This window comes from Nocardioides gilvus, from assembly GCF_003194605.1.
In the GTDB taxonomy this organism is placed as follows: Bacteria; Actinomycetota; Actinomycetes; order Propionibacteriales; family Nocardioidaceae; genus Nocardioides; species Nocardioides gilvus.
Genome location: NZ_QHKY01000001.1, coordinates 545,549 through 568,528, shown reverse-complemented (window position 1 = coordinate 568,528; position 22,980 = coordinate 545,549). Strand labels below are relative to the sequence as shown.

General features: G+C 68.1%; 29 protein-coding genes and 1 other RNA gene. 22 read left to right on the top strand and 8 right to left on the bottom strand.

The features are described from left to right. Position 1 precedes the first annotated feature (1 nt). The 7 genes from DNK52_RS02770 (at position 2) to DNK52_RS02740 (ending at position 4,055) form a co-directional block, all read left to right on the top strand. On the top strand, positions 2–631 hold the full coding sequence (locus tag DNK52_RS02770; RefSeq protein ID WP_239455344.1) for a CpaF/VirB11 family protein: 630 nt from the start codon (positions 2–4) through the stop codon (positions 629–631). Beyond that, positions 631–1,485 (top strand): type II secretion system F family protein, encoded by an 855-nt coding sequence (locus DNK52_RS02765; RefSeq protein WP_110239276.1) that lies wholly within the window; start codon positions 631–633, stop codon positions 1,483–1,485. Before DNK52_RS02770 ends, DNK52_RS02765 begins: the two co-directional genes overlap by 1 nt. Continuing rightward, complete coding sequence (locus tag DNK52_RS02760) at positions 1,482–2,450, top strand: type II secretion system F family protein (RefSeq protein WP_110239274.1); 969 nt, start codon at positions 1,482–1,484, stop codon at positions 2,448–2,450. The genes DNK52_RS02765 and DNK52_RS02760 overlap by 4 nt, the downstream gene beginning before the upstream one ends. A 73-nt stretch (positions 2,451–2,523) precedes the next feature. After that, a complete protein-coding gene (locus DNK52_RS02755; protein ID WP_110239272.1) occupies positions 2,524–2,727 on the top strand; it encodes a hypothetical protein in 204 nt (67 codons plus the stop codon). A 40-nt stretch (positions 2,728–2,767) separates the two neighbouring features. Further along, the gene (locus DNK52_RS02750; protein ID WP_239455343.1) at positions 2,768–3,133 is read left to right on the top strand and encodes a TadE/TadG family type IV pilus assembly protein; all 366 of its coding nucleotides are present in this window, start codon (positions 2,768–2,770) and stop codon (positions 3,131–3,133) included. Between the two features lie 68 nt (positions 3,134–3,201). Then, a complete protein-coding gene (locus tag DNK52_RS02745; RefSeq protein WP_239455342.1) occupies positions 3,202–3,612 on the top strand; it encodes a hypothetical protein in 411 nt (136 codons plus the stop codon). A 35-nt stretch (positions 3,613–3,647) separates the two neighbouring features. Further along, a complete protein-coding gene (locus DNK52_RS02740) occupies positions 3,648–4,055 on the top strand; it encodes a pilus assembly protein TadG-related protein (protein WP_239455341.1) in 408 nt (135 codons plus the stop codon). A gap of 268 nt (positions 4,056–4,323) precedes the next feature. Here DNK52_RS02740 and DNK52_RS02735 read toward each other — a convergent pair whose 3' ends face one another. From DNK52_RS02735 to DNK52_RS02720, 4 genes are all read right to left on the bottom strand, one after another. Then, positions 4,324–4,629, bottom strand: a complete 306-nt coding sequence (locus tag DNK52_RS02735) for a DUF3618 domain-containing protein (protein ID WP_204163340.1) — start codon at positions 4,627–4,629, stop codon at positions 4,324–4,326. A gap of 84 nt (positions 4,630–4,713) precedes the next feature. Next, positions 4,714–5,184, bottom strand: coding sequence for a phage holin family protein (locus DNK52_RS02730; RefSeq protein ID WP_110239265.1), 471 nt, complete (start codon positions 5,182–5,184; stop codon positions 4,714–4,716). Continuing rightward, on the bottom strand, positions 5,181–5,735 hold the full coding sequence (locus DNK52_RS02725; protein WP_110239263.1) for a hypothetical protein: 555 nt from the start codon (positions 5,733–5,735) through the stop codon (positions 5,181–5,183). The genes DNK52_RS02730 and DNK52_RS02725 overlap by 4 nt, the downstream gene beginning before the upstream one ends. 117 nt (positions 5,736–5,852) lie before the next feature. Further along, the gene (locus tag DNK52_RS02720) at positions 5,853–7,079 is read right to left on the bottom strand and encodes a CaiB/BaiF CoA transferase family protein (protein ID WP_110239261.1); all 1,227 of its coding nucleotides are present in this window, start codon (positions 7,077–7,079) and stop codon (positions 5,853–5,855) included. 117 nt (positions 7,080–7,196) lie between these two features. Here DNK52_RS02720 and DNK52_RS02715 point away from each other — a divergent pair, with 117 nt between their 5' ends. The 9 genes from DNK52_RS02715 to ssrA all read left to right on the top strand — a co-directional run bounded on the left by DNK52_RS02715 (position 7,197) and on the right by ssrA (position 14,421). Beyond that, a complete protein-coding gene (locus tag DNK52_RS02715; RefSeq protein ID WP_162598565.1) occupies positions 7,197–7,679 on the top strand; it encodes a CAP domain-containing protein in 483 nt (160 codons plus the stop codon). Between the two features lie 42 nt (positions 7,680–7,721). Further along, on the top strand, positions 7,722–8,843 hold the full coding sequence (prfB, locus tag DNK52_RS02710; RefSeq protein WP_110239257.1) for a peptide chain release factor 2: 1,122 nt from the start codon (positions 7,722–7,724) through the stop codon (positions 8,841–8,843). 103 nt (positions 8,844–8,946) lie between these two features. Beyond that, a complete protein-coding gene (gene ftsE, locus DNK52_RS02705) occupies positions 8,947–9,636 on the top strand; it encodes a cell division ATP-binding protein FtsE (protein WP_110239936.1) in 690 nt (229 codons plus the stop codon). A gap of 125 nt (positions 9,637–9,761) precedes the next feature. Continuing rightward, a complete protein-coding gene (ftsX, locus tag DNK52_RS02700; protein ID WP_110239255.1) occupies positions 9,762–10,673 on the top strand; it encodes a permease-like cell division protein FtsX in 912 nt (303 codons plus the stop codon). Between the two features lie 58 nt (positions 10,674–10,731). Continuing rightward, positions 10,732–11,988: a peptidoglycan DD-metalloendopeptidase family protein gene (locus DNK52_RS02695; protein WP_162598564.1), complete on the top strand. Its 1,257-nt coding sequence runs from the start codon at positions 10,732–10,734 to the stop codon at positions 11,986–11,988. Between the two features lie 42 nt (positions 11,989–12,030). Continuing rightward, the gene (smpB, locus tag DNK52_RS02690) at positions 12,031–12,510 is read left to right on the top strand and encodes an SsrA-binding protein SmpB (RefSeq protein ID WP_110239251.1); all 480 of its coding nucleotides are present in this window, start codon (positions 12,031–12,033) and stop codon (positions 12,508–12,510) included. Between the two features lie 4 nt (positions 12,511–12,514). Then, complete coding sequence (locus tag DNK52_RS02685; RefSeq protein ID WP_239455340.1) at positions 12,515–13,414, top strand: amidohydrolase family protein; 900 nt, start codon at positions 12,515–12,517, stop codon at positions 13,412–13,414. 30 nt (positions 13,415–13,444) lie between these two features. Next, entirely contained in the window at positions 13,445–13,939 is a 495-nt protein-coding gene (locus DNK52_RS02680) for a thioesterase family protein (RefSeq protein WP_110239249.1), read from the top strand. A gap of 112 nt (positions 13,940–14,051) precedes the next feature. Further along, positions 14,052–14,421, top strand: a transfer-messenger RNA (tmRNA) gene (gene ssrA, locus DNK52_RS02675). Positions 14,422–14,541: 120 nt separating this feature from the next. On the opposite strand, the gene DNK52_RS02670 is transcribed toward ssrA, so the two are convergent. After that, positions 14,542–15,462 carry a hypothetical protein gene (locus tag DNK52_RS02670; RefSeq protein ID WP_110239247.1) on the bottom strand — a complete coding sequence of 307 codons (921 nt, stop codon included), beginning with the start codon at positions 15,460–15,462 and terminating at the stop codon, positions 14,542–14,544. A 136-nt stretch (positions 15,463–15,598) separates the two neighbouring features. Beyond that, positions 15,599–16,408, bottom strand: coding sequence for an arsenite methyltransferase (gene arsM / locus DNK52_RS02665; RefSeq protein WP_110239245.1), 810 nt, complete (start codon positions 16,406–16,408; stop codon positions 15,599–15,601). Positions 16,409–16,498: 90 nt separating this feature from the next. Between arsM and DNK52_RS02660 the strand changes: the two genes are divergently transcribed. Continuing rightward, on the top strand, positions 16,499–16,846 hold the full coding sequence (locus tag DNK52_RS02660) for an ArsR/SmtB family transcription factor (protein ID WP_110239244.1): 348 nt from the start codon (positions 16,499–16,501) through the stop codon (positions 16,844–16,846). On the opposite strand, the gene DNK52_RS02655 is transcribed toward DNK52_RS02660, so the two are convergent. Together DNK52_RS02655 and DNK52_RS02650 are read right to left on the bottom strand one after the other, a co-directional pair. Beyond that, a complete protein-coding gene (locus DNK52_RS02655; protein WP_110239242.1) occupies positions 16,843–17,244 on the bottom strand; it encodes an Rv3103c transmembrane domain-containing protein in 402 nt (133 codons plus the stop codon). The genes DNK52_RS02660 and DNK52_RS02655 overlap by 4 nt on opposite strands. Then, the gene (locus tag DNK52_RS02650) at positions 17,241–18,125 is read right to left on the bottom strand and encodes a mechanosensitive ion channel family protein (RefSeq protein WP_239455339.1); all 885 of its coding nucleotides are present in this window, start codon (positions 18,123–18,125) and stop codon (positions 17,241–17,243) included. The genes DNK52_RS02655 and DNK52_RS02650 overlap by 4 nt, the downstream gene beginning before the upstream one ends. 139 nt (positions 18,126–18,264) lie before the next feature. Between DNK52_RS02650 and DNK52_RS02645 the strand changes: the two genes are divergently transcribed. The 5 genes from DNK52_RS02645 to DNK52_RS02620 all read left to right on the top strand — a co-directional run bounded on the left by DNK52_RS02645 (position 18,265) and on the right by DNK52_RS02620 (position 22,942). After that, positions 18,265–18,705, top strand: coding sequence for a hypothetical protein (locus DNK52_RS02645; protein WP_110239238.1), 441 nt, complete (start codon positions 18,265–18,267; stop codon positions 18,703–18,705). A 46-nt stretch (positions 18,706–18,751) separates the two neighbouring features. Further along, complete coding sequence (locus DNK52_RS02640; RefSeq protein WP_110239236.1) at positions 18,752–19,168, top strand: organic hydroperoxide resistance protein; 417 nt, start codon at positions 18,752–18,754, stop codon at positions 19,166–19,168. A gap of 46 nt (positions 19,169–19,214) precedes the next feature. Continuing rightward, positions 19,215–20,207, top strand: a complete 993-nt coding sequence (locus DNK52_RS02635; RefSeq protein ID WP_239455338.1) for a YihY/virulence factor BrkB family protein — start codon at positions 19,215–19,217, stop codon at positions 20,205–20,207. A 265-nt stretch (positions 20,208–20,472) separates the two neighbouring features. Next, positions 20,473–22,323, top strand: coding sequence for a glycoside hydrolase family 16 protein (locus DNK52_RS15945; protein WP_162598563.1), 1,851 nt, complete (start codon positions 20,473–20,475; stop codon positions 22,321–22,323). A 223-nt stretch (positions 22,324–22,546) separates the two neighbouring features. Then, entirely contained in the window at positions 22,547–22,942 is a 396-nt protein-coding gene (locus tag DNK52_RS02620; protein ID WP_110239230.1) for a hypothetical protein, read from the top strand. The last annotated feature ends 38 nt before the right edge of the window (positions 22,943–22,980 follow it).

Sequence of the window (22,980 nt, the reverse complement as noted above, 5' to 3'; positions counted from 1 at the left end):
GGTGAAGACCACCCTGCTGAACTGCCTGGCAGCGGCGATCCCGGGAGGCGACCGGGTGGTCAGCGCCGAAGAGGTGTTCGAGCTGAAATTTCCCCATCCTGACTGGGTGCCGATGCAGACGCGGCAGTCGGGGCTCGAGGGCACCGGCGAGATCCGGCTCCGTGATCTGGTCAAGGAGTCGCTGCGGATGCGTCCCTCGCGCATCCTCGTGGGTGAGGTGCGTGCCGAGGAGTGCATGGACCTCTTGCTCGCGCTCAACTCGGGACTGCCGGGGATGTGTACCCTGCACGCCAACAGTGCGCGGGAGGCCTTGATGAAGATGTGCACTCTGCCGCTCCTGGCGGGGGAGAACATCTCGGCCCGATTCGTCGTCCCCACCGTGGCGAGCTCCGTCGACCTGGTGGTCCACCTCGGTCTCGATGCGCGAGGTGTGCGAAGGGTCAACGAGATCGTCGCAGTCCCGGGGCGGGTCGAGGCAGACATCATCGAGATAGAGCCGATCTTCGAGCGCCGCTCCGACGGGCTCGTCTGGACGGGCGGACTTCCGCACCGCCTCGAACGCTACGAGCGGGTCGGCGTCGATGTGCACAGGTTGCTCAACGCGGGTCCCTCACGCCTCGGTGCGTCCTGATGGGGGCCCTGATCGGCCTGGGGGTCGGAGTGGGAGCCATGCTGATCTGGGCTGCCTTTGCGCTGCCGCGCAGCCCTCGTCCTGACGACGTCAACGCGGGCCGGCTCCAGCACCTTCTCGAGCGTGCTGGGATGGCCCACGTCTCGGTCACCAGCCTCACCGGTCTGTCCCTGCTGTTCGGTTTCATGGCCCTGGTCGTGGTCCAGGTCGTCTCGCGCACCTTCCCGGTCGCCCTGGTCTTCGGGCTCATGGCTTCCACGACTCCGTACGCGACCGTACGTCGTCGTGCTCGGGTGCGGCAGCAGGAGTTCGCACAGGTCTGGCCCGAGGCAGTGGACAACCTCTCCTCGGCGGTGCGGGCCGGGATGTCCCTGCCGGACGGGCTGATCAGTCTCGCCACCACCGGGCCTGAACCACTGCGTGACGCCTTCGCCCAGTTCGGGCTGGACTACCACGTCACCGGCAGGTTCGGGGAGTCGCTCGACCGTCTCAAGGTGCTTCTCGCTGACCCGGTGGGGGACCGGATGGTCGAGGGGTTGCGGGTCGCGCGCGAGGTGGGCGGGGGTGACCTCGGGCGTCTGCTCCGCAACCTCTCCCACTACCTGCGGGAGGAGGAGCGCACCCGATCGGAACTCGAGGCACGGCAGGCCTGGACCGTGAGCGGGGCCCGTATGGCGGTGGCGGCTCCTTGGATCGTGCTGCTCATGATGTCGTTCCAGTCCGACGTGATCACCCACTTCGCGTCGGCAGCCGGTGTCCTGGTGCTGATGGTCGGCGCGGCCGCCTGCTTCGGCGCATACGCGCTGATGACCAGGATTGGTCGACTACCCGTCGAACGCAGGATTCTCGCGTGAGTCCCGCGATGCTCGGTGCCGTCCTCGGCGTGCTCGCCGCTGGTGGTCTGCTGTTGGCCGGGTCACGGGTGGTGGCGATCCGCCGTACGTCTCTGGAGACCAGGGTCTTGCCCTACGTCCGGGAGGCAGCGCGTTCCGGGTCCCCCGCTGCGACTCGTCTGCGGGGTGTCTCGTCCGCGGCCGCGCCGCTCTCCGCTTCTCCGTTGGCAGCCGCGACGGGCATCTTCGGGCCGGTGCTGCGGCGCAGTGCCGACGGGGTCGAGAAGGTGTTGGGTGGGTCCGCCTCGGTGGCGCGACGCCTCGACCGGGCAGGTCTCGGACTCACCGTGCACGAGTTCCGCATTGAACAGGTGGTGTGGGGGCTGGTGGGCTTCGCCGTCGGTTCCGCCTGGCAGATCCTTGCCGCCCTGCGCGGCGGCGGTGGCGTGGTGAGCGGGTTGTTGCTCTGTGCCTGCGCCTTCGTCACCGGGGTGGTCCTGCGAGACCAACGCCTCACGGCTCAGGCAAAGGCACGTGACCGGGCCATCCTGACCGAGTTCCCGGTGCTGGCCGAGCTGCTCGCCCTTGCCGTGGCGTCGGGCGAGAGCCCGGTCGCGGCGCTGGACCGAGTGGTCCACCGGAGTCGCGGTGAGTTGGCCGTCGATCTGGGACGAGTGCTCGGTGAGATCCGTACCGGGGAGCCTGTGGGACAGGCCTTCGAGCGACTGGCCGCAACCAGTGGGGTGCCGATCGTGGCCCAGTTCGCCCAGGGGATTGCCATCGCGGTCGAACGCGGAACGCCGTTGGCCGATGTGCTGCACGCCCAGGCCGCCGACGTACGTGAGGCGGGGCGGCGGGCGTTGATCGAGTCAGCCGCTCGCCGTGAGGTCTTCATGCTCGTCCCGGTGGTCTTTCTCGTTCTGCCGGTCGTCATCCTCTTCGCCCTGTTCCCGGGGGCCGTTGGCCTCCGCCTGACCGCACCGTGACCACCCCGTGAGCGCACGAGCTCTCTCAAGTCCCAGCACGCCACAGACCATCGAACCCGTTCCGGGAGGAACCATGCCCATGCTGCTCCTGACCCACATCCGTCTCCAGGTCGCCCTTCTCGATGCCGTCGGTCGGCGTCGCGACGAACGCGGGGACGTGCCCGGATGGGTGTTGATCGTCGTCATGAGTGTCGGGATCGTGGCCGCGCTCGGGGCGCTGGCCGAGGACCAGCTCACGGTCATTCTCGAACGCGCGCTCAGCAGCGTCGGCAGCTGAGGTGTCACCGAGCAGACGTCGCACCGAGAGAGGCTCGGCGGTGGTCGACTTCGTCCTCGTCACGGTCCTGCTCGTGCCGTTGGTGCTCGGAATCATGCAGGTCGCCCTGGTGATGTACGTCCGCAACACCGTGGCGCTTGCCGCCTCGGAGGGGGCGCGGCACGCCGCCGCCTGGGAGTCGACCCCGCAGGAGGGCCTGGACCGCGCTCGCGACCAGTGGGCTGCAGCCATTTCGTCCCGATTCGTCACTGGGAGTCGCATCGAGACGGTGGACGTGAATGGTGTGGCGGTCCACCGCGTGGTGGCTGAGGTGGTGGTCCCCGCGCTCGGCCTCGGCGGACCAACGGTCGAGTTCGAGGTCTCGGGCAGCGCACTGGTTGAGCCCGACCCGGTCGGTGCGCCGTGAACCGTCTCCTCGCCGGGTGGCGAGTTCGCTCAAGTGCAAGGCGCCGGGACGAACGCGGCAGCGGGATCGTGGAATTCGTCTGGTTGGGGATCGTGCTCCTGGTGCCGATGGTCTGGATCGTGATCTCGGTCTTCGAGGTGCAGCGTGGAGCCTTCGCAGTGAGTTCTGCGGCACGCGCGGCCGGCCGGGCGTACGCGTTGGCCCCCGACGAGGAGACGGGGCTGGCGCGGGCCCGCGAGGTCGCCCGCTTCACGCTGACCGACCAAGGTGGCGATGACATGCCGCTCGAGGTCGAGGTCGACTGCAGTCTCGGACCGGGCAACTGCCTGGCTGGCACGTCGGTGATCACCGTGACCATCACTTCGCACGTCCAACTGCCCCTCTTCCCCGAGGTGCTGCGGGGAGGGGAGACGGGCTTCGCGCTCGAGTCCAGCCATACCGTCCCGATCGGCCAGTACGTCCAAGGGAGAGTGGAGTGAGAAGACCGCGGGGCCCAGCCGACGAACGAGGCAGCGTGGCTCTCCTCATCATCGGGTTCGCCCTCCTGCTCCTCCTGCTGGTGGCCGTCGTCGTCGATGCGTCGGCGGCCTACCTCCAGCGGCAAGGGCTCACGAGCATCGCCGACGGTGCCGCTCTCCAGGGTGCCGACCTGGGTTCGGTGAGTGCGTACACCGAAGGGCTTCCGCAGGGGCGTCTGGGTCAGAGCGCCGCCGCCGTGGATGACGCCGTGGGGGAGTACCTCCTCACCATCGGCGCCTACGAGACCTACCCCGGGCTCAGCCACGAAGCGCGGGTGGACCCCGCGGACGGTGTCGTGACGGTGATCGTGCGGGCCCCTCTGGAACTACCGTTGACCGTCCCTGGCGTGGACGATCCCGTCATCGTGGCGACGGGTCGGGCGGCAGTCACCGTGCTGCGCTGAAGTGCCCGCGTCGGAGGGTCAGCGCCCGACGACGGCGCGCCAGGACTCCGGCTCGGGAGACCCTTCGCCAGCCGTGAGCAGCAGGAACAGGCTCAGGGCCAAACAGGTCGCCGTGACGACGCTTCGTAGGGTGCTCAAGGGTCCTCCAGGAGGGAACGGAGACGACGGTGCAGGCATGCTTGGATCGTCGTCGCCGGAGTAGTACCCAGAACAGAGTGCAACTACTCACTTCTCCCAGAACCGGTCTGACCTCGCTCGAAAAGGATGGTCAGTGACGGCGGCGCCACATCTTGACCACCACCACGGCGAGCAGCCCGGCCACCACAGCGCCACCGAAGGCCAGGGCAGCGGGACGAGGCTGGCCATTGGCGTCGAGCACCTTGGCCAGGGCCCGCTCCTTCGCGTCCTGGGCCCCCGCGGTGGCCCGCGCCTTCACGTCGAGCTTTGCCTGGAGTTGGTCGACCGTGTCGGCCAACCTCTCCCTGGTCTGCTCGATGTCGCGCTGGACCGCCTCCATCTGCGGGTCCGCGTCACCGTCGGTGGTGCCGTTGCCGTTGCCGTTCACGTCCGTCATCACTGCACTCCTGAGGTGGGGCCGAAGGCACGGTGGGTCGTCTCGGGTGGGCCGCAGTCCGGCCCGCGCCGCTCGGTGGTGGGCTCAGTGGTGGGCGCCGGGGTTGCGTACGGCATCGACGTCCTCCTTGACGCTGGCGACCGTCTGGGTGGGCAACGGCGGAGCAGCCGCCTCAACGCGCTTCTTGCCCAGGAGCGCGGCGACGCCGGCCACCAGGAAGAGCACGACGGCGACGATGAGCGCTGCCAGCCAGGCGTCCACCACCAGCGCCAGGGCCAGCACGATCGCGGTGAGCAGGGCCGCAAGGCCGTACAGGGCGATCACCCCGGCCGCGCCGAACATCCCGATCCCGACACCTGCCTTCTTCGCCTTGCCGGAGACCTCCATCTGGGCCAGGCGCAACTCGTCACGGACCAGTTGCGTCACTTCGCTGGACAACTGCGAGACCAGCTGACCGGTGGTCGAGTCCTGGGCTGCGGTGCCCGGCGTCAGTGGGGATGCAGCCCCGGCGGCACTCGCACGGGTGACCTCCACAGGGTCCTCGGGGCGGTTCATTCCGGGCTACCTCCGGGGACGCCCGGCTTGGCGACCGGGTGCGGCGGGAGCTTGTCGGAGGGGCTGTTGACGCCGGAGTCGGCGCCACCGCTGCCGGGGACCGGGCTGGGAGCGGGGGAGGGAGCAGCGGCAGGCGCGTCGACCCCTCCGTGCGTCCCACCCAGGGACACCTCTTCGGGAGTCGGGACGTCCGAGCGGGTGTGCGACCCACCCGCACTGGAGCCGGAACTGGAGCTGGGCGAGGAGTGCGAGCCGGTGCTGGAGGCGGAGTCGTTCTGATCGTCATCGGACTTGCGGCTCACCTTGTCCGCAATGGTCGAGCCGACCGCTCCGGCCTTCTTCGTCACCGTGCCGGCCACGGCTGATCCGGCTGCGCCGGCCTTCTCCTTCGCGAGGTGCTGGGCCTCGTCGGCCTTGGCCTGCACGCGGGGGTTCTGCCACACGTCCTGGGCCTTGCCGACGATCTGCTGGTAGCGCTGGCGCCCGGCCTTCGCGCCCAGGACGTAACCGGCACCCATTCCCAGCACGAATGCGATCCTCTTGGCGGCCATGTTGGTCTCCTGACGTCTGTCGCCGGCGCGGTCAGGGTGACCACTGTGGCGAAGGGCTGACGTCTCGATGCCCCGGTGAGCGCGAACTTATGCCTCCCGCGCCCAGATTTCGGGTCGTCACCGCGTGAGGAGCGTCGCGATCTCGTCCTCTCCGAGCCCCAGCAGGTCGCGGAAGACGTACTCGTTGTCGGCGCCGAGGTCCGGACCCACGTGGTGGACCGGGAGCGACTTCTCACCGAGCACCGGCACGATCCCCGGGAAGGCGACGTGACGGGTCTCGCCGGCCACGTCGACCGGCAGGTGCTGCACCATGTCGCGGGCCAGGAACTGCTCGTCGGTGATGATGTCGGCCCCCGTCATGATCGGTCCGGCCGGGACGTCGGCCTCGTCGAGGACCGCGAGCGCCTCGGCCCGCGTACGACCGCCGGTCCACTCACCGATGGCGTCGTCCAGCTCGTCGCGCCGCTCCCAGCGCCCCTTGTTGTTGACCAGGTCGGGGTCGGCGGCGAGGTCCTCGCGGCCGATCGCACGCATGAACTTGGGGAAGAGGTTGTCGGCGTTGCCGGAGATCACCACGTCGCCGTCCGAACACGGGTAGGCGTTGGACGGGGCGATCCCCTCCATCCGGCCTCCGGTGCGTACGCGCGGCACACCGTGGGCCGACACGTCGGGCACGAGCGACTCCATCATCGAGAAGATCGCCTCGTGCAGCGCCACGTCGACGTGCTGGTCAACGGGCGACGGGGGCTGCTGGCCAGCGGCCCTGGCGACACCGCGCTGGTGCAGCGACATCACCACGCCGAAAGCGGCGTAGAGGCCCGCGATGGAGTCTCCGATGGAGACCCCGACGCGGGCCGGCGGACGGTCGGCCTCGCCGACGAGCTCACGCAGACCGCCGTACGCCTCGGCCACCGCCGCAAAACCGGGGCGCGCCGACATCGGTCCGGTCTGGCCGAAGGCGGAGATCCGCGCAACCACCAGTTCTGGGTTCAGCGCGGCCAGTGTCGCGGCGTCCAGGCCCCACCGGTCCAGGGTGCCGGGACGGAAGTTCTCGATCAGGACGTCACACTTCGCGAGGAGTGCCTTGGCAGCCCGCAGCCCTGACTCAGTGCGCAGGTCCAGCTCGACAGAGCGCTTGTTGCGGTTGATGGTGCGGTAGAGCATCGAGGTGTCCCCGGCGAAGAGTCGCCAGTTGCGCAGCTCGTCGCCCGTACGCGGCCGCTCGACCTTGATCACCTCGGCGCCGAAGTCAGCGAGCAGGCGGGCCGCCGTGGGGGCCGCAATGAAGTTGCCCAGCTCCAGCACGCGGACACCGGCCAGGGGGAGGGAGGAAGGGGCGCTCATGGTCGCGCACTCTAATCGTCGGCGATGATCCTGGAGGCTCGCGCTCAGGGTCGCGGCGACGTATCGTCGGCCCGAAGCCCTGCACGCCCCGCCTCGCGACCCTCTCGGGAGCACGCCGTGACGACCCTCCGCAGCATCCTCGCCAGTGCCTTGGCAACGACCCTCACCGTCGGTCTCCTCGCCTTCGGCCTGAGCGCCCTGACCGCGGCTCCAGCGCAGGCAGCGAGCCCGGCCTCCAAGTACGGCACGGCCGCCGAGAAGGCGACGAACAGGCAACGTGCCAAGCACGACCGGGTGAAGCTCAAGGCCAGCAAGTGCCTGAAGAGGTACGCCAAGAGCCACGCCCGCAAGATGGCCAGGAAGCGCGCCATCTGGCACCAGGACCTGGGCAAGGTGTTGAGCGCGTGCGACATGCGGATGGTCGGTGAGAATGTCGCCGCCGGATACCGGACCGGTCGCTCCGTGGTCAACCAGGGGTGGATGAAGTCCCCCGGGCATCGCGAGAACATCCTGCGCAGGGAGTACCGCCGCAGTGAGGTCGCAGCCGTGAAGGGCGAGGACGGTCGCTGGTACGCCGCGCAGCTCTTCGGCCGGTACTGATCCGCTTCGACACCGTTGCGACCCGCGCCGTAGGGTGAGGGCGTGGCTGGTACCGACTTCGACGCAGAGATCCGCACGCTCAACGCGACCATGAAGACCATCGGTCAGGTCCTGGACCTCGACGCGATGCGTACGGAGATCGCGGACCTCAGCGAGCAGGTGGGATCCCCTGACCTGTGGGACGACCAGGAGAACGCGCAGCGCGTCACCGGCCGTCTCTCCACGCTCAACGGCGAGTTGGAACGCTTCACCTCGCTGACCGACCGTATCGACGACCTCGAGATCATGGTCGAGATGGCCACCGAAGAGGGTGACGAGGAGTCGCTCGCCGACGCCCAGATCGAGTTGGACCGGATCAAGAAGTCGGCCGAGTCCCTGGAGATCCGCACCCTGCTCAACGGCGAGTACGACGCCCGCGAGGCCCTGATCAGCATCCGCGCCGGCGCCGGTGGCGTCGATGCCGCCGACTTCGCCGAGACCCTGATGCGGATGTACATCCGCTGGGCCGAGCAGCACAAGTACGGTGTGGATGTCTTCGAGACCTCCTACGCCGAGGAGGCCGGGCTGAAGTCCGCGACCTTCGCCATCCGGGCTCCGTACGCCTACGGCACCCTGTCGGTCGAGGCCGGGACGCACCGCCTGGTGCGGATCAGCCCGTTCGACAACCAGGGTCGTCGCCAGACCTCGTTCGCTGCGGTCGAGGTGGTCCCGGTGCTCGAGCAGACCGACGAGATCACCATCCCCGACGAGGAGATCCGCGTCGACGTGTACCGCTCCGGAGGACCGGGTGGTCAGTCGGTCAACACCACCGACTCTGCGGTGCGTCTGACCCACATCCCCACCGGCACGGTCGTGAGCTGCCAGAACGAGAAGTCTCAGCTGCAGAACAAGGCCTCCGCGATGGTCGTCCTCAAGGCCAAGCTGCTGGCTCGCAAGAAGGCCGAGGAGAAGGCCCACCTCGACGAGATGCGTGGCGACGTGCAGGCCAGCTGGGGTGACCAGATGCGCAACTACGTGCTCAACCCCTACCAGGTCGTCAAGGACCTGCGCACCGGGTACGAGTCGGGCAACCCGAGCTCGGTCTTCGACGGCGACCTCGACCCGTTCCTGGAGGCCGGCATCCGCTGGCGGCGGGGCGCCGAGAAGGCCGAAGCCGCGAACTGACCCCCCGCCGGGTCGGGTCGCCGCGCCCCCGACGGCGCCAGGCTCTGACGTGCCCCGGCGCGCGTCCCCGAGGCGTTTCGTTGCTCGGCTAATGTCGATCAACGTGATTCGCTTCGAGAAGGTCACCAAGGCCTACCCCGGCCACCCCCAACCCGCGCTCGACCAGGTTTCGGTCGACATCGACAAGGGGGAGTTCGTGTTCCTCGTCGGTTCCTCGGGTTCGGGCAAGTCGACGTTCCTCCGTCTGGTGACCCGTGAGTACCGCCCCACGTCCGGTCGTGTCTACGTGGCCGGCAAGGAGATCAACCGGCTCGCCAACTGGAAGGTGCCCCGGCTGCGACGTGAGATCGGCGCGGTCTTCCAGGACTTCCGTCTGCTGCCCAACAAGACGGTCACCGAGAACGTGGCCTTCGCGCTGCAGGTGATCGGTCGCTCGCGCGCGGACATCAAGACGTTGGTGCCCGAGACCCTGGAGCTGGTCGGTCTGGACGGCAAGGGCGACCGCATGCCCGACGAACTCTCCGGCGGCGAGCAGCAGCGCGTGGCGGTGGCGCGCGCCTTCGTCAACCGGCCCCAGATCCTGATCGCCGACGAGCCCACCGGCAACCTCGACCCCACGACGTCGGTCGGCATCATGAAGCTGCTCGACCGGATCAACCGCACCGGCACGACCGTCCTGATGGCCACCCACGACGCCGGCATCGTCGACCAGATGCGCAAGCGCGTCATCGAGCTCGAACACGGACGTGCGGTCCGTGACCAGGCCCAGGGCGTCTACGGCTCCCAGGCCTGAGACCCAGGCCTGAGACCCAGGCCTGGGTCCCGGGCCCCAGACCCCCACGGCTCGGCTGAGCACCCACCCCCCGACCCCACGTTCGTCCGCTCGACACAGCGGCAATCGAGAGGCACTTTCTTCCCATGCAGTTGCGATACGTCTTCTCCGAACTCGGCCAAGGACTGCGCCGCAACCTGTCGATGCACCTGGCCGTGGTCCTGACCCTCTTCGTCTCCCTGACCCTGGTGGGGATGGGAGTGCTGCTCAACCAGCAGGCCAACAAGGCGGCCGACCACTGGGGCAACCAGCTCCAGATCACGGTGTGGCTGTGCAAGGCCGACGACTCGAACGCCGCCTGCACCGGTGAGGTCACCGATGCCCAGCGCGACGCGGTCATCGCGGTCGTCGAGGAGAACCCCGAGGTCTCCGGGCACCACCTCGAGTCGCGTGAGGAGGCCTTCGAGAAGGTCAAGGAGCTCGTCGGTGCGGAGCGCTTCGAGGGCCCCAACCCGGCGGCCACCGCAGAGGACATGCCGGAGTCGATCTGGATCGAGCTGGAGGATCCGGACGAGTACAAGGGCATCACCTCCGCCGTCACCGGGCTCGACGGTGTCTCCGGGATCCGGGACATGCGCCAGACGCTCAAACCGATCTACGGGTCGATCAACGCGCTGCAGTGGGGAGCGCTTGCCACCGCCGGATTCCTGGTCATTGCTGCCCTGCTGCTGGTCGGCAACACGATCCGACTTGCTGCCTTCGCCCGGCGCAAGGAGATCGGCATCATGCGGCTCGTGGGCGCCTCCACGTTGTACATCGCCCTGCCCTTCCTGCTCGAGGCGCTCGTCACCGCTCTGGTCGGAGTCACCCTGGCTGCGGGTGCGTTGGGGGGCTTCATGTACTTCGGGATCCACGAGCGCGCCGGTGACGCGTTGAAGTTCATGCCGTGGATCGGCATGGAGGAGTACGGCGTAGCAGTGCTGTGCGTCGCGTTGCTCGGTCCGCTGCTGACGATCCTGCCGACACTCGTGTTGACCCGGAAATACCTCAAAGTCTGACGTGGCCGAGTTACGGTCGAGGCGTTCACTTCCCCGGAACACAAGAAAGCTGTGCGCTGTGCGCCCCTTCCCCCGTTCAACGCGTCGACGCGCGGCTTCTGCTGTCGTCGCCGCTGCCCTCGTGGCCACCGTCTTCGGTGTCCCGACGGCTGGTGCTGACGACCTGAAGGACAAGCGCAACCGCGTCAAGAAGGACATCCGCTCCGCCCAGAGCGACCTGCACTCGTCGAGCGAGGCGATGGCCCGCGCGAATGCCCGACTGAACGCCGCGCAGCGCCAGCTCGCCGGCGCCCAGGTCGCCCTCGCGGCCGCGGAGGCGAAGGTCTCCGTCGCCGAGCGGCGTGACGTTGAGATGCAGGCAGAGCTCGACCGAGCCAGGACGGAGCTCCGCGCAGCCCGCAAGGCACTGCGTGAGGGTCGGGCGAAGATGGTGGTGCAGCGCACCCAGGTCGCTGCGACGATCACTGACTACTACCAGCAGGGTGACCCCGCGTTGATCGCGTTCGCCTCGTTGATGGATGCCCAGTCGCCAGCCGACCTGACCCGGCAGAGCGAGATGCGTGACGCCATCGTCGATCGTGAGGCGAACTCGTACCAGGAGCTGCTGGCCTCGAAGGTGATCCTGGACGTCAACGAGACCCAGGTGGAGCAGGCCAAGGACGAGGTGGCGGTGAAGCGCCAGGCCGCTGCCGACCACCTCGACGCCATGGAGCGCCTCGAGCAGGAGGCGACCTCGGCCAAGGCCGCCGTCTCGGAGCTGGTCAGTCAGCGGGCCTCGGCGAGTGCGTCCGCGGCGCGGGCCAAGGCAGCTGATCAGCGTGAGCTCGGCAAGCTCAAGGCCGAGGAGGACAAGATCGCCACGATGCTGCGTCGTCGGGCGGCGAGGCAGCAGGCCAGCAGGAGCGCCGGCAGGTCGGCAGGGGTGCTGTCGTGGCCAGTCCGGGGTGCGCGGCTGAGCTCTCCGTACGGTTTCCGTGAGCACCCGATCTACGGCTACTGGGGCATGCACGACGGCCAGGACTGGGCCGCAGACTGCGGCAGCCCGCTCTACGCGACCGCCAGCGGGACGATCGTCTCGAAGTACTTCAGCTCCGTCTACGGCAACCGCCTGGTGCTCGACCACGGGATCCTTTCGCGCGTCGGTGTGGCCAGCGTCTACAACCACGCGACCAGCTACACCGTCGGGGTCGGTGCCAGGGTCCAGCGTGGGCAGGTCATCGGGTACGTCGGCAGCACCGGCTGGTCGACCGGCTGCCACCTGCACTTCTCGGTGCTCGTCAACGGCCGGACGGTCGACCCGCGCAAGTGGTTGTGACCCTGCGGCAAATCAGTTGCCCCCTGTTGAGAGGATGGGCAGATGGCCAAGGAGCAGGGCACCAAGCTGATCGCCCAGAACAAGAAGGCGCGGCACGACTACCACATCGAGACCACCTGGGAAGCTGGCATCGTGCTGGTCGGCACCGAGGTGAAGTCGCTGAGGCAGGGGCGCGCCTCCCTGGTCGACGGTTTCGCCGAGATCGACAACGGCGAGGCCTGGCTGCTCCAGGTCCACATCCCTGAGTACTCGCAGGGCACCTGGACCAATCACGCGTCGCGACGCAAGCGCAAGTTGCTGCTCAACCGGCACGAGATCGACAAGATTGAGCGCAAGTTGTCCGACCAGGGCTACACGCTCGTGCCGTTGTCGCTGTACTTCAAGGACGGTCGGGCCAAGGTCGAGCTCGCGTTGGCCAAGGGCAAGAAGTCGTACGACAAGCGCCACACCTTGGCCGCGAAGCAGGCCGATCGGGAGAAGGTGCAGGCGGTCCAGCGTCGCCTGAAGGGTTACAAGGACTGATCCGTTGATCGGCCCCGAAACGCACCCTGACGCCGCGGCGGTGGCGGCCTGGACCGAGCGACTCGGGCTGCCGGGTCTCTTCGACGTCCACACCCACTTCCTGCCGCCGCGGGTGATGGAGAAGGTCCGCGCCCAGTTCGACTCCGCCGGCCCCCTGATCGGGCGGCCCTGGCCGTTGCGCTACCGCGACACTGACACCGCGCTCGCCCAGGTGCTGCGTGACTTCGGCGTACGCCACTTCAGTGCCCTGCCCTACGCGCACAAGCCGGCGATGGCGGAGTTCCTCAACGACTGGGCAGCTGAGTTTGCCGCCCGTACGCCCGAGGCGCTGCGCTGCGGCACCTTCTTCCCCGAGCCGGGAGCCGCGGCGTACGTGGGCCGGCGCATCGACGAGGGCCTGGAGCTGTTCAAGGTGCACGTGCAGGTCGGCGCGTTCCACGTCACCGACCCACTGCTGTACGAGGCCTGGGGGGTCGTGGCCGAGGCCGGTACGCCGGTGGTGCTGCACGCCGGCAGTGGCCCGATCCCGACCGAGCACACCGGGCCCGGTCCGGTCGCGGAGCTGCTGCGTCGCCATCCGCGGCTGACGCTGGTGATGGCCCACATGGGAGCGCCGGAGTACCGCGAGTTCCTCGAGATGGCCGAGACCTACGAGCGGGTCCACCTGGACACCACGATGGCCTTCACCGACTTCTTCACCGAGATGGGTGGCGCCTTCCCTCCCGACCTGTTGCCGCGGCTGGAGGCGCTCGGGGAGAAGGTGCTCCTGGGCTCCGACTTCCCCAACATCCCCTACCCCTACGTGCACCAACTCGACTCCTTGGAGGCGCTCGCGCTCGGTGACCACTGGTTGCGTGCGGTCTGCTGGGACAACGGTGTCCGACTCTTCGGACGCGGTGGCTGACGACCCGTCCGGGCGTGTGAGAATGCCGAGGTGGTCGCACCTACTTATGAGCAGCTCTCCGCGCTTCCTGCCTTCTGCGAGCAGGTCGTGCCCCAGGGCTTCGAAGACATCAACGGACACCTGAACATCCGGCACTACGTCGGCATCGCGAGCGAGGGTCTCGACGAGTCACTCGTCGACCTCGGCATCCCGATCCAGTGGCCCAACATCGCGGGCCAGGCGGTCTTCACCGCTGAGCACCACATGTCCTACCCGCACGAGCTGCGTACGGGCGACCGGCTGTCGGTGCGCGTACGTCTCGTCGGCCGCTCCGACCGCGCCGCGCACGTGCTGGTCTACCTGCTCGACGAGACCCACCAGCGCGTGAGCTTCGTGATGGAGGAGATCTGCCTCCACGTCGACCTCGAGACGCGCAAGACCTCACCCTGGCCCGAGGACGTTGCCAAGCTCCTCGACGAGAAGGTCGCCGAGCACGCTGCGCTGCCCTTCGAGGCCGACCTCTCCGGAGCCATGAAGCTGCGCTGAGGCGCCCACACACTTCTCGACGCCGTCGGCGGGGCCGGGGCTGGAATAACCAGTCGTGGTCCGTCGGTTGTGGCGGGTAGACTGCGAGTCAGTTCGATTTGAAAACTCAAGAGGGGCTGATCGGTTTCGACTTGGGACGTTAGTTCCAGGGGAAGCGGGTCGAGAAGCCAGCGTTATCTCGTTAACGATCGCTGGAAAACCATAGTTGCCGACAACAATCGCAACGACTTCGCTCTCGCTGCCTGAGCAGTGATCGAAGGGTCTGACCGGGCATCTGTCCTCGTCCCGGACCCAGGCCTCATCTAGAGGACTTGCTGTTCACTCATCGTCAGGAGGGGTGGACGGGACTTTTTCCTGACTGAGCCCGTCGGTGACGTGTCTGTGCGAGCACCGGGGCCGAGAAAAGCGACTCACTGACTACACCCGTAGAAGACCTGGATCGGCGCTCGAGGACCGGGGTTCGATTCCCCGCAGCTCCACCAGCACCATCTGCGACACAGCCCTCTTGGACAACGACGAAGACCCCCGCCTCGGCGGGGGTCTTCGTCGTGCATCTGTCTGCTCAGGTGGCGAACATGGCGGGCGCGGCGCCGCGCTCAGGTTCAGGCGCAGCCCAGCGCATCCGGTGCTTCCTCCACCATGCGCTGCAGTTCCTGGCCGGAGACACCGTCAGCGATCTGGTCGGTGTACTCCCACACTAGGTTGGCGCCGCCATCGTCCTCGGTCTCCTCCAACGCGGACCAGGAGTGTGCGGTCCCTGCGGCCTCCCGGGCCTTCGTCACGCGGGCCTCGTCGCCGGCTGCGACAGCACCGGCGTACTCCTCCACCCAGGCGCAGGTGACCGCGACCGTGACGTCGTCGATCACGCGCAGGCGCATCAGTTCGCTGGTAGTGACGGAGGAGGCGTCGAACCCGACGGGGGCCGGGACATCGGAGAGGATCTCAGCGATCGCCTCGGGTCGTTCCGACGGCAGGACGGCGTGCTCGGGGAGCTGGGCCTCGAACTCGGCACGACTCACCAGTCGGAGCTGGGAGAGGAGGTCGACGAAGGCCGCGCGCGGCAGGCCCATCACACGAATCTCGAGGGTGAAGCCGCCCTCGACCGGGCGAATGACGGTGTGGTCCTCGTCGTCGTAGGCCCACATCAGCGACTCCTTGCCCAGGACATCGAGCGTGGCGGCCGGCCCGATGTCCTGACGGTCGGCCACGTAGTCGTCGTAGTCCTCCGCGAGGCGCCAGTGGACGGCGAGCTCTCCGTCCTCGCTGTTGTACTCCAGCTCGCCGCCGTACTCCGGGTCGTCCTCGAAGTCGGACAGGACCCAACTCGCATCCGTCAGCACCGCCCGGCCGCGCTCCTGCGCCGACGCCTGGGCCTCGTTCGGGTCGGAGGGGCCGTCACGGGTGACCCAGAAGCCTCCGACGACGAGCGCGCCGACGACCAGGGCCGTGGTGCCTGCAACCAGCCAGCGGGTCCGTGAAGGGTGGTCGCTCGCGGCGGACGGGTGTTCTTCGGGGGTGGGCACAGTGTTGTCCTCTGCTCGTGGTGGAGGTGAGTGTCAGAGAGTCAACCGTCGTGTTCTGTGGCGGTGATGCCCTCCGTCAGGGCTCAACTCTGCGCCCCGCGGCCGGGTTGTCGTATCGGTCCAGGTACTCAGTTGTTCACGACGTGATCGGTTTGGTGGCCCGCACGATCGCGCCGTGCATCCCCGGCGCCGCCTCGTGGGTGAACTCGACCTCGGCCTCGACGAACCCGGCCTCGCTGAGTCCGTCGAGGTACTCGCTGCGGGAGAGGGCGCCGGCGATGCAGCCGACGTACGAGCCGCGCTCAGCTCGGTCCGCGGGCGAGAGGTGGTCCTCGGCGACGACGTCGGAGATGCCGATCCGGCCGCCGGGGGTCAGCACCCGGTACATCTCGGCGATCACCCGGGGCTTGTCGACGGAGAGGTTGATGACGCAGTTGGAGATCACGACGTCGATCGACGCATCCGGCAGGGGGACGTCCTCGATGGTGCCCTTGAGGAACTCGACGTTGCTCGCCCCCGCCTTCGCTGCATTGGCCCGGGCCAGGTCGAGCATCTCGTCGGTCATGTCGACGCCGTACGCGAAGCCGCTCTCCCCGACCCGGCGCGCGGAGAGCAGCACGTCGATCCCGCCCCCGGAGCCCAGGTCCAGGACGCGCTCGCCCTCACGGAGGTCCGCGACGGCGGTCGGGTTGCCGCACCCCAGCGAGGCCGCGACGGCGTCCGCGGGGAGTGACTCCTGGTCGTCGTGGGCGTAGAGGGCGGCGCCGAACGACTCGTCGACCGTGACGTCGCCGCTGCAGCAACTGGACGTGCTGACGTCGTCGACGACCTGCAGGGCGTCGTTGAGCTCGGTGTTGGTCGCGCCGCGACCGACCGCGCTGGCTGCCTCGGCGTAGCGGGCGCGCACTTCCTCGCGCAGATGGTCCGGGCTCTTGGTGCTGTCCATGGCGAAACTCCTCGGGTGGTCGGGGTGGGTCAACACATCGAGACTTGTCGATGCATCGACGATTGTCAATATGTCTGGCAGGATGAGGGCATGTCTCCGCGACCCGCCTTGCCCGTCCTTCACGAGACGACCTGCTGCTCGACCGTCGCCGGCGGTGAGTTGCAGGTGGAAGAGGCTGAGCACCTGGCGCACGTGTTCAAGGCGTTGGGGGACCCCACCAGGGTCCGACTGCTCTCGCTCATCTCCGCCGGGAGGGAACGGGAAGCGTGCATCTGTGACCTCACCGAGGCCGTCGGGCTCGCCCAGCCGACGGTCTCGCACCACATGAAGGTGCTCGTCGATGCCGGACTCGTCGCCCGGGAGCAGCGTGGACGATGGGCGTTCTACCGCCTCGTCGACAGCACTCTTGCCGTCCTCAGCAAGGCATTGCGGCCCTAGTTGGCGCCCTCAGGGGTGGGGGACCCGGTGGGCTCCGGTGCCCCCGGCTCCGGGTCGTCCTCGGTCGGAGTCGGCGAGGGGGAGGGGGAGTCGGTGCGCTCCGGCGCACGGCTCGGTGACCCGCTCTCCGAAGGCTCACCCGGAGAGGCGGTGGGACTGGGGTCCCCGGTCCGGGGGGTCGCTGTGGGTGAGGGGCGGGGGCTGGGCTCGGGAGTGAGGTCGGGCTCGGTGGGGGCAGGGTCAGCCGGTTCACTCCGCCGCGGCGTCTCGCCGGGGCCGGGGTCCGGCTCCGGGGGACGGACCAGGCTGTAGGTCACCAGCGCCGCGATGAAGATGACGGTCAGGACCACGGTGGAGGGACGGGGGGCCCAGGAGGGCCACTTGGGGCGCCGACTCATGGCGTCCCGGTCGGTTCGCCGGTGGACAGTTGGGCCGAGGTCCTGATGCCCTCGGCCAGCAGGGCGCGGGTGATCATGGCGCGCAGCGTACGTCCGACCACGAACTGCTTGCCCGGCAGCGTGCGAGCCACGACCCGCACCTTGAACTGGTCGACCTCGATCGACTCCACGCCCATCACGGCCGGCATGTCGAGCAGGAGGGCGCGCAGCGTCTCGTCCGCGTACGCCGCCTCCCCGACGTCGCGCAGCACGTCGTTGACGTGGTTGACGTCCACGGTCACCGGGATCGGGACGTCGATGACGGCTCGGGCCCAACCGCGCGACAGGTTGGTGGTCTGCACGATCTGACCGTTCGGCGTGATGACCACCTCGCCGGCCGGGGTGCGGACCGTGGTGGTGCGGAGGCTGACCTCCTCCACCGTGCCGATCACCGCGGTGCCGACACCCAGCACCTCGAGCCGGATCAGGTCGCCGTAGCCGTACTGGCGTTCAGCGAAGAGGAAGAAGCCGGCCAGGAGGTCCTGCACGATCCGTTGCGCCCCGAACCCGAGGGCGACGCCCGCGACGGTGGCGGCGGGGATGATCGCGCTCAGTGAGCCACCCAGGATCTGGACGATGTACAGGACCGCGACGACGTAGATCCCCACCACGGCGATCCAGCTCAGCAGCTGGATGAGCGCATGGTTGCGTTTCGCCTCTTCGGAGCGCACCAGGTTGTCGGTGTCGGGCTCGCGGTGCTCGATGCGAGTGGTCCACGCCCGGGCACCCCAACTGACGGCGCGCGCCAGGAGCATGGAACCCGTCACGAGCAGCAGAATCTCGAGGCCGGTGCCACGCATCCACAACGTCAGGTCGGAGAGGATGGCGGTCTCCACAGTCACGCCAGCCACCGTACCCGGCGGAGGGGAACGGTCGCGGGTGCACATCCCCGCAGAAAAGTTCTCGTCGCAGGGGTTTGAAGATGCCGCATACGGGGCACACGCTGATCGAGCGTCTGTCCTCTTCCTCTCGGGAGTCTCCGTGATCTACCTTCTCGTCGCCATGTTGGTCGCTGCTGCGGCTGCTGGAGCATGGCTCGTCGTCGGCTCGGCCAAGGCGTCGCGCAGTGCGACCCGGACTGCGGAGCGAGCCCCCGAGGTGGAGGCCTGGGCAGCGGCTGAGTCACCTCAGGTGATGGTCGCGAATCACTCGTCGAGTCCTGTCCACGAAGTACGCGCGTTCGTGGCGCTCGGTCGTCGTCGCCGTCCCACCTGTGTGGGATGGATCCGCACCCTTCCCCCCACCGGTGACGAAGCCGCACGGGTCGCCCTCACCGCCGACAGTCGGGAGAGTTGGTTGCGCTGGCGCGATGGGCAGGCCCGACAGCCTGTCGACGTCGCGGTCGAGGTGACCTTCCGCGACAACGCGGGCCAGCACTGGCGGCGTGACCGGTCCGGAGCCCTCACGGCCATCGAGGGCTGACGATCGGCGATTGGCCGGTTGGGACGTGCGTTTACAGTCGAGCGGTATGACACCTCTCTACACTGCTACTGCTGTCTCCACCGGTGAGGGCCGCAACGGCCACGTCGAGACCACGGACGGCCTGCTCGTGGCCGACGTACGGACCCCCGAGGCGATGGGCGGGCCGGGCGGAGCCACGAACCCCGAGCAGCTCTTCGCTGCGGGATACGCCGCCTGCTTCCACTCCGCCCTCAAGTCCGTGGCCAAGAAGTCCGGTGGTGACACCTCGGAGTCCGAGGTCGTGGCCGACGTCTCGATCGGTGACAACGGCGAGGGTGGGTTCGCCCTTGCCGTCGAGCTCGAGGTGACTCTCCCGAAGATGTCGCGCGAGGACGCCGAGAAGGCCGTCGAGAAGGCGCACCAGGTGTGTCCCTACTCCAACGCGACCCGCGGCAACATCGAGGTCAAGCTCACGATCGCCTGACCCGTCCCTGACCTGTTCTTGCGCCCACGCCCGGTACCCTCCGAGCGTGGGCGCAATTTCGTCGGTGGACGGCTTTCAACGGCGGCATGCCGTCATCGGGTTTCCCTTGGCGGTGGTCTACAAGTACTTCGACGACCAAGGTCCCTACCTGGCGGCGGCGCTGACCTACTACGCGTTCATCGCGATCTTCCCGCTCATGCTGCTCGGCACCTCGATCCTCGGACTGGTGCTCCAGGGGCAGCCGCAATGGCAGGAGTCGATCCTCGACTCCGCGCTGGCACAGTTCCCGATCATCGGGGACGAGCTGGGGCGTCCCGACGGGCTCCAGGGATCGATCTCCGGTGTCGTGATCGGTTCCCTCGTCGCCCTCTTCGGCTGCCAAGGGCTCGGGCAGGCCCTGCAGAACACCCAACACACCGCTTGGTCGGTGCCCCGCAACTCGCGCCCCAACCCGGTGTACGCACGCGTCAAGACCGTCGTCCTGCTCGTCACGGCGGGACTGTCGCTGCTCACGGTGTCGGTGGTCTCGACCGTGGTCAGCACCACTGACCTGCTCGCCGACTCGGTGCCGGGGGTGGTCCGCTACGTCGTCCCCGCCCTCACCATGGTGGTGATCGGCTCCTTCCTGACCCTGCTCTTCCGGTTCTCGGCCACCGGGCAACACTCCTTCGTGCGGGCTGCTCCGGGCGGGTTCACCCTCGCCTTCATGTGGCAGGGGCTGCAGCTGCTCGGTGCGTCGTACGTGAACAACGTGCTCGTCGGCACCAGCGCGATGACCCAGACCTTCGGTCTCGTCCTCGGGCTCATCGGCTTCCTGTGGATCGGCGCAGTGATGGCGGTGCTGGCGATGGAGATCAACGTCGTGCTGGCTCGCCGCCTGTGGCCTCGCGCCCTGCTCACCCCCTTCACCGACAACGTCGAGCTCACCGAGGCGGATCGTCGCGCGTACACCGCCTACGCCCGGATGCAGCGCCACAAGGGATTCGAGACCGTGGCGGTCTCCTGGGAGGAGAACGAGGGGGACAGGGCCCGGGGCTGACCCGTGTTGCGCGCCACGGTGCCGCAGAGTGAGTGCGCGGGGTGGTGTCTGGCAAGACTCTGCCGGTGTGATAAAACACCCGTCGGCCTTCTTTTGCTCAAAATTAGGTAGACAGGGCGGTCCTTACCCTATTCTGGGTACACCCCCTGACGCACGTGTGGCGCATCTGGTCGCGGAAGGTCGCGGAAGACAGGGGACAACGTGAACGCCCGTTCCGGGCGCTTCTCGGCACTGCGTCTCCAGTCACCCCTTCCAGGAGCCTCCCGTGAAGAACCCGTCCCCCTCATCCCGGCTGCGTTCGCGCTCCTGGGCCGTCGCCGCCGTGGCTGCGATGGCAGTGTCGCTCGCGACCCTGCCTGCCGTGACCGCACAGGCCGCGCCTGCCAAGAAGGTCAGCGCCACCGTCAAGATCTCCAAGCTCGGGACCCAGAAGGCGAACGTGGCCTTCAAGGTGCGCGGCAAGGTCAGCACCAAGCGCGTACGCCGCGTCGCCCTGCAGGTGAAGAAGGGCAACAAGTACGTCACCATCAAGCGCGCCAAGACCAAGCGCACCGGCAGGTTCGTCTTCACCAACGTGAAGCGCGCCAAGACCTCCAGGATCCGCGTCGTGGCGTCACGCAAGGTGATCGGCCCGAAGAACCGGCGCAAGATCCTGCTCCGCTCGGTCTCCCGCTCCGTCAGGGTGAAGGTGACCACGACGGCCGCACCCGCGCCTGTCCCGAGCGCCCCCACCACGGAGGTGCGTTGGGCCCGGCTGGACAAGGTCGCCAACGCACAGTTGCCCAACACCGCGTTCACCGTCTCCGGCGCGGTCTTCTCCGCCCGTGTCCGCACCGTGCACATCGAACGGATCGTCGGGAAGACCCAGGAAGTCATCGCCAAGGGCACCTCCCGCGCGGACGGCACCTTCACGGTGTCCGGCGTCAAGCTCAGCTCGAGCGCAAAACTGCGGGTCGTGGCTCCGGCGTTCCGCATCGCCACCGGCAAGTACGGCAACTCCACCCGGGTGATCGACCGCGCCGAGTCAGCGGCCGTTGACGTCAAGGTGACCAACCAGTCGGCCTCCATGGTCGCCCTGCCGCCGATCGCGTCTGCGGGCGCCAGCGCCTCCGCTCCCACCGAGGGTGCTGTGGTCTCCGCGAAGTTCACCCCCGCTCGCCCCGGACGTCTGGTCAACCTCGAGAAGTCGGTGAACGGTTCCTGGGTCACCGTCTCCACCAAGCCCCAGGATGACTCCGGCCACGCCGTCTTCCAGGTCGCGGGTACCCGGGACAGCTACCGTGCCACCGCCGTCACCCAGAGTGACGCCCCCGCCATGACGACGAACTCGGCCGCCACCAGGGGTTGGGCCGGCAACGTCGACTTCGAGGACACCTTCGACGGCAACGCCCTCGACCCCAAGAAGTGGAAGCACCTGCACCGCCCGCTCGGCACCGGTCTCCGCGGATGCGCCCAGCCCAGCAGGGACACCTTCTCGGTCGCCAACGGCGTCCTGCGGATGGGAGTCAAGAAGGACCCCGCCCGTGCAGGCCAGACCTGCATGGCCAACGTGGACGGCAAGAAGGTCCCCATGCCGTACATGCTCAACACCCAGATCGGCACCGAAGGCCTCTACGACTTCACCTACGGCTTCGCTGCCGCACGGGTGAAGGTCCAGAAGACCAAGGGCATGCACTCGGCGTTCTGGGCTAAGCCCGTCAACCCCGAGGTGAACGGCCAGCCGCAGTACGGCACCGAGATCGACGTCTTCGAGTACTTCGGTCGCGGTATGTACAAGGAGAACGGCGTCGCCGCGTTCATCCACGCCCCGAACGCCGCGGGCACGGTCATCAAGACCGGAGCCCAGGTGCCCGAGACGGGTCTGATGCGCGACGGCAAGGCTGAGCTGTACGAGGAGTACCACGTGTACTCGGTCGAGTGGAACGCCTCGCAGTACATCTTCCGCATCGACGGCCGGGAGTTCCTGAGGATCAAGAAGGACGTCTCCAAGGCGCCGGAGTACCTGATCCTCTCGATGCTCACCTCCGACTGGGAGTTGCCCGACCTCTTCGACGGCGTCGACGGCAACATCAAGGACACGGCCACGGTGGACTGGGTCCGGGTCTACAAGCCTTGATCACGCAGTACTGAATCTCCGCTCGAGCCAAGGGCCCGTCAGACTTCTGACGGGCCCTTGGTCGTCGGTGGCGACCCGAGCACATGGACCGAGTTGGTCCGAGGAACCTAAGAGTCCTTTCATGCACGTCTCACTCTGGGCTCATGGCCGCGGCCCATGCTTTGGGTCACGCCCCACCCGCTGGGGAGGGACACCACAGGTTCACCCGACGAGAGGACTTCTCATGCTGAACATTCGCAAGGCTGCAGCCACCCTGGGCGCCACCGCGCTCCTCGCCACGCCCATCGTGGCACTCTCCGCGACCCCGGCCGTCGCCGCGGACCGTGAGCTCCGCTGCCACGGCGCCGAGGTCGACTTCGAGGTCGACAAGGAGCGCAAGGGCAACCGCGCCGGCTTCGAGGTCGACATCGACGTCGACGACGCCCGTCCGGGCAGCAAGTGGCGCATCAAGCTCCGTCACGACGGCAAGCTCGTCCACTCCAAGGTCTACACGGCGGACCGTGACGGGGAGATCGACGTCAACAAGTGGCGCAAGAACACCAAGGGCAAGGACCGCTTCAAGGCGGTTGTGAAGCCGGCTGGCGCCAAGGCCTGCACCAGCGTCATCACCCGCCGCTGACCCTCGCCTGACCCTGCCTGACCTGCCTGACCTGTCGG